The 13,495-nt window shown below is 39.7% G+C and carries 8 protein-coding genes; 5 read left to right on the top strand and 3 right to left on the bottom strand.

The window, feature by feature from the left end; all coding sequences use genetic code 11:
• Positions 1-1,860 precede the first annotated feature (1,860 nt).
• The 3 genes from kdsA to prfA all read right to left on the bottom strand — a co-directional run bounded on the left by kdsA (position 1,861) and on the right by prfA (position 5,379).
• On the bottom strand, positions 1,861-2,715 hold the full coding sequence (kdsA, locus tag HBA_RS01925) for a 3-deoxy-8-phosphooctulonate synthase (RefSeq protein WP_097032354.1): 855 nt from the start codon (positions 2,713-2,715) through the stop codon (positions 1,861-1,863).
• Positions 2,716-3,457: 742 nt separating this feature from the next.
• The gene (prmC, locus tag HBA_RS01920) at positions 3,458-4,297 is read right to left on the bottom strand and encodes a peptide chain release factor N(5)-glutamine methyltransferase (protein ID WP_097032353.1); all 840 of its coding nucleotides are present in this window, start codon (positions 4,295-4,297) and stop codon (positions 3,458-3,460) included.
• Complete coding sequence (prfA, locus tag HBA_RS01915; RefSeq protein WP_097032352.1) at positions 4,297-5,379, bottom strand: peptide chain release factor 1; 1,083 nt, start codon at positions 5,377-5,379, stop codon at positions 4,297-4,299. The genes prmC and prfA overlap by 1 nt, the downstream gene beginning before the upstream one ends.
• Before the next feature lie 1,131 nt (positions 5,380-6,510).
• Between prfA and lolB the strand changes: the two genes are divergently transcribed.
• From lolB to ychF, 5 genes are all read left to right on the top strand, one after another.
• The gene (gene lolB / locus HBA_RS01910; RefSeq protein WP_097032351.1) at positions 6,511-7,134 is read left to right on the top strand and encodes a lipoprotein insertase outer membrane protein LolB; all 624 of its coding nucleotides are present in this window, start codon (positions 6,511-6,513) and stop codon (positions 7,132-7,134) included.
• A 5-nt stretch (positions 7,135-7,139) separates the two neighbouring features.
• The gene (ispE, locus tag HBA_RS01905; protein ID WP_097032616.1) at positions 7,140-8,000 is read left to right on the top strand and encodes a 4-(cytidine 5'-diphospho)-2-C-methyl-D-erythritol kinase; all 861 of its coding nucleotides are present in this window, start codon (positions 7,140-7,142) and stop codon (positions 7,998-8,000) included.
• A gap of 106 nt (positions 8,001-8,106) precedes the next feature.
• Positions 8,107-9,057 (top strand): ribose-phosphate pyrophosphokinase, encoded by a 951-nt coding sequence (locus HBA_RS01900; protein WP_157774250.1) that lies wholly within the window; start codon positions 8,107-8,109, stop codon positions 9,055-9,057.
• A gap of 655 nt (positions 9,058-9,712) precedes the next feature.
• A complete protein-coding gene (gene pth, locus HBA_RS01895; RefSeq protein WP_097032349.1) occupies positions 9,713-10,288 on the top strand; it encodes an aminoacyl-tRNA hydrolase in 576 nt (191 codons plus the stop codon).
• A gap of 125 nt (positions 10,289-10,413) precedes the next feature.
• Complete coding sequence (ychF, locus tag HBA_RS01890) at positions 10,414-11,505, top strand: redox-regulated ATPase YchF (RefSeq protein WP_097032348.1); 1,092 nt, start codon at positions 10,414-10,416, stop codon at positions 11,503-11,505.
• Positions 11,506-13,495: the final 1,990 nt, after the last annotated feature.

The raw sequence follows: 13,495 nt of genomic DNA, 5'->3' as shown, positions 1-13,495 counted from the left end.
GCTAACAATTGCGCAGCAATTGCTTATTAGCATAGCTAATAATATTCAAGCTGCTGCCGTTTCGGCTTATAATATTTTCCACAAAATAAAATTTCTTATAGACCACTATAGAACCTTCTAGGTATTTTCTATTAGATACTTTAAGAACTAAAAACACATTGACATCGCTCGCAGCCAAAGCATTAGCTTTATAAATTATTTCATAACAACAAGATCATTGACTATCTTTTTGGCTCAACTACTATCGTACAGGGGCAACAGACTTTTAACTCTGAGTATAACACTTATAGCTATTTGCGCATTTAACTTGGTCAGGGATAACATTATGACAATTGCAAACTAAGCGTTAGCTAACTTTCTAGCGAAAACTGCTAGATCAAATCAGCCAGAAATATCAAAATATTTTCTGCTATTTTTAAATGTCATTTTAGCATACTTAGACTCACACAACATAAGTTAAACAACTTATATGAAAGATCTCTGTATCACAATGGCGATGATTATTCACCTTATTGCTGAAGTAGATACTAAAATTAATGCTGAATTGCTCAATTAACTGCTGATCACCATAGATAGGACAAACACAAATTATTAATTACGGATAGCGCTACTGATCCTCGGCTTTGTGAGTAGCGTCTGCAGCATACTGAATAATCGTATTAATAGTCGTAAAAGTCTTTTAAAAGAGAATTATGAGAATCGACACGATTCCAAAACTAATTATTGTATTCAATGCCCCATGTTCAACGTTAATCAGTTGATGTTATAGTCTGTCTTGGCTATGAATCTTATTCAAGTTAATTGAGCTGGTAGTGTGACTAGGGCAACCTTCATAACAACCCCGAACGCATTAATATATTGAATGGCATATAAACCATATGATGATGGTTATCTCATATTTGAGAACCACGTAATGCTGTAACAGTTTCGCTATCCATCATTTCACTTGAAGGACAAAAGCATAGTGGTGATTTATTATTCCCGCTGACTTTCGTTGGCACTAAATTTTCTGCAGTTAAATATACCATAGAGGTACTTTTTGACAGTATAAATGGCTATTTTACTCGTTAGGTTTACTATATGTTAGATAACACTATAGGAAAATAAAAATAAATTTTGTCTAGCATATATAACCTCCCTGTACTCTTATTGAAAATACATTAAGGACAAATGACAACTTCCAACACCTGCTCAAAAATATACCATCAACGGGATGTTGCCGGAATCATCGCGATTTTTCTAACTATGACTCTTATCAATTTTGGCATGGATGCTACAAAATACGGCTGATATAAATCTGTATGCACGGAGTTTGCAATCGCGTTGTGCGGCAAACTACCGCCGCATTGTATTTAAACCGTTGACCATTATTAATAATAAGTACCTATTCTGATTTTCCAAAAATTCAGCTAGCAACCAGATAACATCTACTTTGATATAGGAAATATTACTAATTATCATGATCATTAATACGATTTTACAAAATAATTCGATTTATTTTTCTACTAATCAAAATAATCTTTACTGGTAGTAACGCCATCAAATAAGCACTTATTAAAATAAAATATTTATACCAGTTTGCGCTAAAATGCTATATGAGCACAGATTGTGAGGACTCTATTTCCTTTCTTGTTGGCCTTAATCATACTAGAATACTTTAATAGAAATTTAAAAGCTTAGCATGCTAATTTGCGCGCCACAGATAAGTACCTGTCAAAAATTTAATCAACACTGACTGGCACTCTGTTTTTGCTTGTTAATATCATTATTTTAATGTATCTCGATTAAGAGTGCAGAATGATGACAGTCATAATTCCATCTCATAGAGATGGCTACTCTGAGTGTGTTGCTCACAGAGCATTAGTGGCTGGTATCAAGTTCTGGGAAAGATTTTACTAATTCATCAATCGCCTTCATCTGGCGCAAAAATGGCTCTAGCTTAACCAGTGGCAAAGCCGAAGAGCCGTCACATTTGGCATGCTCCGGGTTTGGATGCGCCTCAATAAATAGACCAGCAATACCGACCGCCATACCAGCGCGGGCCAGCTCGCTAACCTGTGCGCGGCGGCCACCAGTAGTCGCTTTAAACGGATCACGGGTTTGCAACGCGTGGGTAACATCAAAGATAACTGGGCAACCCTTAGAGACCTGTTTCATTACATTAAAGCCTAGCATGTCCACTACAAGATTATCATAGCCGAAATTACTGCCACGATCGCATAAAATTACCTGGTTATTACCTGCTGCACGAAACTTATCGACGATATTAACCACTTGTCCGGGACTAATAAATTGCGGTTTTTTCACGTTAATCACCGCTCCGGTAAGGGCCATAGCCTCCACCAGGTTTGTTTGGCGAGCCAAAAATGCTGGTAACTGGATAACATCCACAACTTCCGCTACGCTTTGTGATTGATTAGCCTCATGCACATCAGTTATTACTTTTACACCAAATTGCGCCTTTAGTTCGGCAAAAATTTTCATGCCTTCTTCTAATCCCGGTCCACGATAAGAATGAATTAATGATCGATTGGCTTTATCAAACGAAGCCTTGAAAACGTAAGGAATGGCTAATTTTTCCGTCACGGAAACATAGTGTTCGCAGATACGCATCGCCAAATCCCGCGACTCCAGCACGTTCATTCCACCAAACAGCACGAAAGGCAGATCATTCGCTACCTTAATGTCGCCAATATTAACTACTACATGTTTCATGCTTCACCTTTTGATTAAAGTTTACTATTAAACAGCAGCACATATCGTCATCAGTGAATTTATTGTAACCGATTATTGCTTAATAAATTAAATTTGAATTTAGATAATTATACTGAATGAATTGTCTCAATACTGCTTAACGAAGAGATTTAAACAGTTTTGTGCAACGTAATCACAATTTAGCTTTACATGAAACAAGCCGATCGCGCGAATTTCTTATGAATCCGCCAAATTAAACTTAAGAATTGTTTCACTGAAACATAATGCCAATTTTATTTATGTTGCATTTTGCCGCCATATTTTACTGTCTAAATAATCGGCAATCTAAATCTTCTAGATAAGAAACACTATTAATATTTAAGAGAATATTTATAGTTAGCGACATGCAGCAAGATAATTCTTAGAAAAACAGTCAACTCCTGTTGACTGACTTAGGATGTGATCTAAGGTAAAAGGCCGAAAAAACTAGGTAACTAGCAGCCTATCTACCTGATTAGGTAGATGTAGGTTCTTATATTTAAAATAGGCAATCGTATTCATTATCAGCCTTGATTAACAAGGCGATCCTAATCAGGATCGATCAGACATCACGTATGAGTATCATAAAAAAACCAAGAAAAAGCAGAGGTAAAAACACCAAAAGGCGGAGGAAACTTATGGTAACCATAGTTAAACCTCCTGGTTACTAGTTATATTGTTGCTTATTTAACAAAATTTTTATTTCCTTTTTTAAAGGCATTAGTTATAACAGCCACTGTCCTTGGCTAACGCGCTCATTATTACTATAATCACGAAGAGTAGCTATATTGGTAAAACCTACAACAGCAAGCAGAGCGCGCACAGCAGCTCCCTGACTACAACCATGTTCTAATATTAACCAGCCGTTGGATAACAAATGCCTACCCGCTCCGCGACAAATTGCTGATAAATCCTCTAGACCATCCTTCCCCGACACCAGAGCGCTGCGAGGCTCAAAACGTACATCACCCTGTGTAAGATGCGGATCGTTAGCCTTTATGTAAGGTGGGTTACTCACAATAAGACTATAGCGCTGCGTCTGCAATACTTTAAACCAATCACTTTTGTAAAACTGAACATTGTTCAGCCCCAGGCTGTTAGCATTGTCACGTGCAAGAACAACTGCGCCTAACACGCGATCAACACCGGTTATCTGCCATGCTGGCCGCTCCGAAGCTAGAGCTAACGCGATAGCGCCGCTGCCGGTACCCAAATCCAGCACCTCAACGCGAGATGGCGGCAACAGGTCAAGCGCACATTGCACTAAACATTCCGTATCAGGACGTGGAATCATGGTATCAGGCGATACCCGCAACCGCAAGGACCAGAACTCGCGTTCGCCAATCAGATACGCTAGGGGTTCGCCTCGTTCGCGGCGGACTAACAGCGCTTCAAGCCTAACGTGCAGCTCGTTAATCAACTGGCTTTCGCCGAAAGCTAGCAATTTAGTTCGCGTTGCGCCAGTAACTAAAGCCAGTAATATTTCAGCATCCAGCTTAGCGCTAAGACTAAAAGACGCTCGCAATCGTGTCACTGCCTGAGTTAACCATTGCTGCCAAGTCATTAGACCATCTCAGACAAAGCAGCAAGCTGATCAGTAGCATACTCTTGCATGATAGGCTGAATCAGCATATCAAGCTTGCCTTCGAACACTTCCTCAAGCCTGTACAGCGTCAGGCCAATACGGTGATCAGTTACCCGCCCCTGCGGAAAATTATAGGTACGGATGCGATCAGAGCGCTCGCCGCTACTCAACAGATTACGGCGCGTAGTAGACTCCTCTTGATGTCGACGCTGAACCGTCAAGGCGCGCAAACGTGCTCCTAGCACAGCTAGGGCCTTAGCTTTATTTTTGTGTTGAGAGCGTTCATCTTGACATGCCACCACTAGCCCAGTAGGTAGATGGGTAATGCGAATAGCTGAATCAGTAGTGTTGACATGCTGACCACCCGCTCCGGAGGAGCGAAAAGTATCGATGTGCAAATCAGCAACGTTTATTTCCGGCAGTTCAACCTCTGGGATCTCAGGCATCACGACTACAGTGCAAGTCGATGTGTGGATGCGCCCCTGGGATTCTGTTTCCGGTACTCTTTGCACGCGATGACCGCCAGATTCAAATTTCAGCACACCGTAAGCACCTTCATGACACACATTGGCAATAATCTCTTTGAATCCGCCATGCTCTCCAGCACTTGCGCTGACGATCTCCATTTTCCAGCAGCGGATTTCGGCGAAACGACTATACATTCGAAACAAATCACCCGCAAATAACGCTGCCTCATCGCCACCGATGCCGGCACGCACTTCCAGGAAACACCCACGTTGGTCATCAAGATCTTTCGGTAACAGCAAGACCTCAAGTTGCTGTTCTAGTCGTTCTTGACAAAAGCGAGAAGCTTCCATCTCTTGTTGTGCTATATCGCGTAATTCAGGATCCAGAAGCAGGTCCTCTGCATTTTGGATATCTTCTTGCACTTGGTGCCAACGATGAAAGTAGCTTGCCACATCAGATAGTTGCGCGTACTCTTTTGATAAAGCACGAAAACGCGCTTGATCAGAAATTACACTTGGATCGCCAAGCAAAAGTTCCACTTCTTTTCGGCGCTCTTGTAACGCCTCTAATTTAGCGACCATTGAAGGATTCATTCTTAATGTATTTACCCCTAATTATGTTTTAGTATGTATCGAGTTTAAAACATAAAACAAAATTTTTCCTATGGATCGCCTTTATTTACAAGCCTGTTACAAAGATTTATTCGTCGCATAGATAAGGACAAAACGGTTTATTAGCTTGTATACCATATCTTTTAAAATTTATTCCTAGTTAGTGGCAAAGTGCCACTGCTAATTCATAAAGTATAAGACTTTCCTTAGCGACGACAGTGTTTTTATCAGTGCAGCATTATTTGCATGCTGCACAAAATTTTTCAATGATGACACTGTAGATAGTCTACAGTGTAAAGATAAGTGGCTCTGACATCTTAAGTCCCGTTCGGTTCAATATATCACGGTACAGCGATATTTAGCAGTAACTATGAGCTTACCAACGGTATTGGTTGAGAGGTTATTCCGCTATTCATTCCTTCAATATAATTCGTTTGCATCTACTGAAAATAGAAGTAATAACAATGTTAGCTTTTCTCAATTAGCAATCAATTCATGTTAAGTTCATGACGTAATCGCTGACTTCTTCCGCTACACGCTAAATTTATTCACTAATTTAGTTGGCGATGACCTACTGCTTCAATGTGTAATTTCACTCAAATAACGATACCAGTTCAGCCGTTTCGGCTAACCTTAGCTTACTAGAAAAACCGTCACTGAAATTTAAATTCAAAAAATCTGCAACACCACAATACATGACAAACACGATCGCATGAAAATTGATCTAAATTTCGTTGCGTATCCCTTTTTTTGCGTCAGAGACCAATATATAAATTTTTTAAAATTTAGTGGAATACCTTCCCAATTAACGTAGTATTCGATGATTCTCTCAATTAATTTGTCATAAATTTGCGTCGAACCAAAACCATCTTTTGTGTTATCAATGCCATGGGAGATGCATGGTATACAGAATAGTATAATTATTAGTATATTTATATCTTGTACTAATTCTACTTAGTACACAAGTGCAAAAAAAAAGCCACAACTCGATTTCTTTATTTTATTTAACGTAACTTATAATTTATAAAATATTAAAGCTATTGACAATAATGATAACTGCAGCTATTTTAGCGTGAGTATTACTAACCTAGTATATTTAAGGAAGTCGCAGTAATGCCAGAGCGTGGTTACGCTATTTTACGGCTGCTGCTGATCGCTGTTATGCCGTTGACCGCTTGTAGTATTCATACTCCTTATGATATAAGTAAAAGTCAACATGCGCCTGAATCGCGTAACCATCACCAGCAATTGCTTTCCAGGCTTACACGTTACCAGACTCGCGGCTCTTTCGCCTATCGTTCCCAGGAACTGAAAATTTTCGCAAATTTTAACTGGCAGCAGACTAGCGTCAATCACTACCGATTAATTTTGACTAATCCTTTCGGCAGTATAGAGATGGTTCTTAATGTTACGTCTAATGTAGTACAAATCGTCAATAAACGGGGTTTCCTCTACATAAGCGACGATCCTGAAGTTATAATACAAAAACTAATTGGCATATATATCCCACTCAATAGTTTGCGTCATTGGATGATTGGTTTACCCGGCGATGCCACCGATTTCACCTTAGATTCCCGCGGTTACCTTCACCAGTTACGTTATAGTCACAACGGGCAACACTGGACTGTGACCTACCAGAGTTATCACGAAGATAGTGTGCCGGCGCTACCATCTACTATGGAATTAATCCAAGGTGATAAACTCATTAAATTAAACATGCATAGCTGGAATCTGTAATGCTCATGACACATCAGTGGCCAGCCCCCGCTAAGATTAACCTGTTTTTGTACATTACTGGAAAACGCTCCGACGGTTACCATCTGCTGCAAACACTATTTCAATTTTTGGATTATGGCGACACACTGTATATAACAAAGACAGTCGGCGGCCGTGTTCGTCTGCTGAATCCTGTAGCTGGCGTGACAGAAAAGAACAATCTTATAGTTCAAGCAGCGCTTATGTTGCAGCGCTACTGCTGGAAAACTAATGACCCAACCACTCCTGGGGCAGATATATGGCTTGAAAAAGTGCTACCTATGGGCGGGGGGCTCGGTGGCGGGTCTTCCGACGCGGCAACCGTGCTTGTGGCACTCAATGCCCAGTGGGGCTGCGGTTTAACTATTACGACCCTTACGAGGCTGGGACTAATTATTGGCGCTGATGTGCCGGTATTCGTGCGAGGTACGGCGGCATTCGCCGAAGGCATTGGTGAACAACTTACACCAGTTGTCTTAGTAGAAAAATGGTATCTTATCGCCGTACCGCCGGTCAATATTGCTACTTCAAGCATTTTTAGCGACCCTAATCTGCAAAGAAACGCACAGTACTGCTCACTTGATCAGCTGATGTCCGTCACTTTTCAAAATGTTTGTGAACAAGTCGCAAAAAAACATTTTCCCTCAGTTGAGCAACATCTTTTATGGTTATTAAAATATGCACCGTCAAGAATGACTGGCACAGGCGCTTGTGTTTTTGCCGAATTCGACACCGAGGATGCCGCTCGTCAGGTTTTCTTGCAGACTCCGGTATGGATGCGAAGTTTTGTTGCGAAAGGTATGAACGTTTCCCCGCTACATCGGGCGTTATCATTGATGCAAAAATAATCTGACCAACGACGATGGTCTAATGACATTACCCGCAGGCGCAGACGTCTTTTCAACGTTAGGCTAGCGAAATGTTTTATCTCGATCCAATCCTGAGGTTATTCTCGTGCCTGATATGAAGCTTTTTGCTGGAAATGCAACCCCGGAACTAGCACAACGTATTGCCAACCGTTTATATACTAATCTTGGTAATGCTGCTGTTAGCCGTTTTAGCGACGGAGAAGTAAGTGTACAAATCAATGAAAATGTTCGCGGAGGAGATATTTTTATCATTCAGTCTACCTGCGCACCGACCAATGACAACTTAATGGAACTAATAGTTATGGTAGATGCGCTGCGCCGAGCATCAGCAGGACGTATCACCGCCGTCATCCCTTACTTCGGTTATGCGCGTCAAGATCGCCGTGTTCGTTCTGCACGCGTCCCCATTACCGCCAAAGTAGTAGCCGATTTTCTGTCAAGCGTCGGCGTTGACCGCGTATTAACAGTCGATTTGCACGCAGAGCAAATTCAGGGATTTTTTGACGTACCAGTAGATAACGTGTTTAGCAGCCCGATCTTACTGGAGGATATGTTGCAGCAAGATTTGAAAAATCCGATCATCGTATCGCCTGATATAGGTGGTGTAGTGCGCGCCCGCGCAATAGCTAAGCTACTTAAAGACACTGATATGGCGATTATCGACAAGCGCCGACCGCACGCCAACGTTTCTCAGGTCATGCATATTATCGGTGATGTCGCTGGTCGCGACTGCGTGCTAGTAGATGATATGATCGATACTGGAGGTACTTTATGCAAAGCTGCCGAAGCACTAAAGGAAAGCGGAGCCAAGCGGGTGTTTGCCTATGCAACTCACCCGATCTTTTCTGGCAGCGCTCATGCAAACATCAAGAATTCAATGATCGATAAAGTAATTGTCTGTGACACTATTCCTCTTAATTTAGCGATCAAGGCGCTACCTAATGTATACACACGGACATTGTCAGGGATGTTAGCAGAAGCGATTCGATGTATCAGCAACGAAGAATCCATATCGGCGATGTTTGAATATCGATAATTTTGCGCCGATCATGGCAAGGTCGTTCGTCTGGTTACTCAAGAAAGTTAAAAGGTAAGCGCCACAATCGCTTTGCCGTTGTTTTAGATTATCTTGCACACTATCAAAGCACAAAGGTTAATGATAGCGACGTTATGATTTTTATCATGTGCGAATAAAAGCTTTTAAGTACCGTCAGCAGCGATCCATTATTGCCTTATAATTACAACTCATGCGCACACTCCGTGTATTAATACAATAATAATCCACCGACTAAAAAGTGCATATTATAAAGCCAGACGATAATTATAAGATTTAATATCTAGATTGAGAGCAGCAGATTTAAGCACAAAATAAAGTTCTACTATTCATCAGTATCATCTTAACCCCCATTAAGCTATTGCTGACTCGCATTGCTAATTTGCGTCTCATATTATAACACTCTCTGATTGTCCTGGCAGGAGCCATTTCAACGTAATTCATTACGCTCATTATTCCCATACATTGATTCATGTATGGCAATAATTAAGTCATTAATTTATGATTAACTATCACAAATTTTGAGTAGATCATACAAATCGGCACTATCATCACTACCAATACCCTGCCGTCAATTAGAAATTGCATTGCCCTAGCTAAGTAAACTAACAAGAAATCTAGTCAGATAAGAGAAAATATGAGGATTAAATTAATTGTAGGATTAGCTAATCCAGGCGCACAATACGCCGCAACTCGCCACAATGCCGGTGCTTGGTATGTGGAATCACTGGCAAAGCGTTACCAGCAAACGTTAAAAGATCAAAGCAAATTTTACGGCTACACCTGCAGCCTGATCCTAGGAGGCAGAGATATTCACCTTCTGGTTCCGACTACCTTCATGAATCTCAGCGGTAAAGCAGTAACTACGATGGCCACTTTTTATCGCATCGCACCAGAAGAAATTATGGTGGCGCACGACGAGCTAGCTCTGCTACCTGGCAAAACTCGACTGAAGCTGGGCGGTAGTCATGGCTGCCACAATGGCCTCAAAGATATTATTAACCGACTTGGCAGCAATCACAATTTCCACCGCCTACGTATCGGTATCGGCCACCCTGGCAACAAAGACAAAGTAGTAAGCTTTGTGCTCGGTAAACCACCTTTAGCGGAATTACAGCTTATTAATAATGCTATAGATAAGGCGGTCCGTTGTACGGAAATTCTTGTTACCCAAGATGCTACGAAGGATATGAAGAACCTAAATGCTTACTAGCCAGGTTAAACACACATGCTAAACGTTTATTTTTACCATATTTTGCGTATAATAAACACTTAAAGATATGATATAAATCATAAAATTAACTAAATAATAATATAAATATTGGAAGTAAGACCACTATGGGTTTTAAATGCAGTATTGTCGGGTTACCAAACGTGGGTAAATCTACCTTGTTTAATGCTCTGACCAAAGCGAACGCCAACGCAATGAACTTTCCATTTTGTACTATCATTCCCAATACTGGCGTGGTGCCGGTGCCCGATACGCGCATAAATAAGTTAGCAAAAATTATTAAACCACGTCGTATCGTACAAGCTACGACAGAATTTGTAGATATAGCTGGTTTAGTAAAAAACGCATCAAAAGGAGAAGGATTAGGTAACCAATTTTTGACTAATATTCGTTCAACAGAAGCTATCGGTCACGTCGTACGTTGCTTTGAAAGCGATAACATTATTCATGTATCGGGAAAAATCGATCCGATAAACGATATTAATGTTATTAATACCGAATTAGCTATGTCCGATTTGGAACTGTGCGAGCTCGCTATTCATCGGGTGCAAAAAAATGCTAAAACTGGAAACAAGGATGCCAAATTGCAGCTGACAGTGCTAGAAAAATGCCTATCCCATCTGAGCAATGACGGCATTCTACGAATGTTAGATCTCTCGAGTGATGAAAAAAATATTATACGCTATCTTAGTTTTCTAACGCTCAAACCGACTATGTACATCGCTAATGTTAATGAAGCCGGTTTTGAAAATAATCATCACCTGGATAAAGTTTACGCTATTGCTGAGAACGAGGGGGCGGTTGTAATACCGGTATGCGCGATAATTGAATCCGATATGGCAAATATCGATGAAGAAGAACGAAATAAATTCATAGAGGAACTCGGTTTTAGCGAGCCGAGCTTAAACCGCGTAATTCGTACCGGTTATGAACTGTTGAATCTGCAAACTTATTTTACTGTCGGGGTGAAAGAATTACGCGCCTGGACTATCCAGGTAGGCGCTACAGCGCCGCAAGCAGCCAGCAAAATTCATACTGATTTCGAAAAAGGGTTTATTAGAGCCCAAACAATTTCCTTTGCTGATTTTATTTCTTATCAAGGAGAGCAAGGTGCTAAAAAAGCCGGGAAAATGCGATTCGAAGGGAAAGATTATATAGTTCAGGATGGCGATATCATTAATTTCTTATTTAACGTATGATGTTTTTTAAAATTTAAAGAACCTGTGGTTATGTCAAATACTCTAAAGCTGACTCTACAGCACAAAACTGTAACAATATCTCTTCTGCACGCAGAAGAGCAAAATGTACTACTCATACTAGCAAAATGTTGGTCACCGTTCATAACAAATTATTTTTACTAAAATGCAGTAACTAATTATATTAGTTGGATTATTTGCAACTTATCTAGTTTAAAATCTGATACGCTTGACTATATCCATCATACTTATTTATATAAAATTGCAGACAATATGCAATAACCATTAATAAGATAAAGCCACTAGTCCGAGTATATGCGTTTTTTTCTCATAAATAGTTACTGCATTTACCATTGATGACTCGATATTCCTCATGAAATAGAGACCTAGTTAACACTACTTTCTGGATTGATTTGTAGTGATATAACTGCACCTCTAGCCACTACAATCATTAGATGACTAGATTTTATAAGCTGCCGTTTGGTTTAGCTCCGCTACCATGCTGCTAGCAGTCATTTGCTTATTACATACGAATCCCGTTCGGTTCACAGCCGTACTACACCATTTAACATCTAATACAAATGCGGTTAGGTATTTAGATAAACTCAAATTATGAATATTTTATTGCGTTTTCAACGAAAGCAAAGTCTACTGCAGCTGGGGAGCTGCAGTAACTCAATATATAATCCTCACACGAAATACTTTCAAGAAGCTAAATAATTAGAGTCTATCTACTTAAATAGTGAGGAATAGAATGACAATGTCTTTATATCAAAATACCGCACGGCGGGCACGTATAATAAAATTCATAAACGAACTTGACAGCTGTAATCCAGCTTAACATTATTCTTTATATAGAAAAACCTGTGAAGAGGAGATGATAGTTAATACACTCAATTATAATTTTTAATTAATTATAAATATCTATCTACCATTAAGGTACTAATGCAAGTGCAATAGCGAAGTGCATGTCAAGCGCTAATTCTCTATTTATATGGAGGTAGTATAAGCAGAAAATAATATTAACGTTTAAATTAACTTTAATATTACTCAATAAGATCTAATAAAAGTAAAACTCATTGACTTATAATGCAAACAGCTAATCGTTGTGGTATGAAAACCACTTTACTATCTGGAATAATTAAGTAATTCAACCACATGCAGGATAAATTTTGCCGAATGTGAAATGGTAGTATTTTACTGGTAACGAAATTACTTTAATAAGTATCACCTAAGTGGAAAGTTTAGTAAAGTTATATGAGCATCGTTATGCTCATAATGCTCAGTTAAAGCTTGGAGTTACAGATAAGTCGCAATTTGTTACAATATGTCGCAGTTATAAATCATTACAGGTATTGGAACGTTCCATATACCATGTCTGTCATTAGATCATCATAGCTTGTGCTTTATCTTTTATCGACATGTAACGTCATTTTATCTTTAATATCATTATATTACCAAAAAATAGGCCGAACAATAATCAAATATATTTATACTTTTACTGACTACTATCGCTAAAGACAACAACAGTAATAAAGTTCATATTAACGTTGGCTGTGTGGGTCAAAGCTACGCGGTACATTGCAATAAAACCCTATTCTGCCACATGTTAAAATAACTGGAGATAATATAACCAGCCCACGCGAGCCCTTGATAGGGCTTATGGTTTAATGCATGATTTGATGTTCGTTGCTGACGACGCCAGCAGAAAACTTTATCATAACGTATTTACTAATTACACTTACTTGACACTCGCGAGCGACAAAATCATTAGAGCAATACATCTTATAGTATTGTATCTAAAAAGCACTAATAGTGATTTACTATAAACACATCGCCTCCCCTTTTCCTTATTTGTAGTACTTATCTACAACGACTAGTAAAATAGCACTGCTACGGTTCATCGAGTTCATTTGATAATTTTATGTGACCCTTTATGGCGATGACGCCGAGGGCGCGAACATATCGAGGCAAGTTTGCTATAAGCAATAAA

Origin of the sequence: Sodalis endosymbiont of Henestaris halophilus (assembly GCF_900161835.1) — a bacterium.
Taxonomy (GTDB): Bacteria; Pseudomonadota; Gammaproteobacteria; order Enterobacterales; family Enterobacteriaceae.
This window is presented reverse-complemented; position numbering and strand designations above follow the sequence as displayed.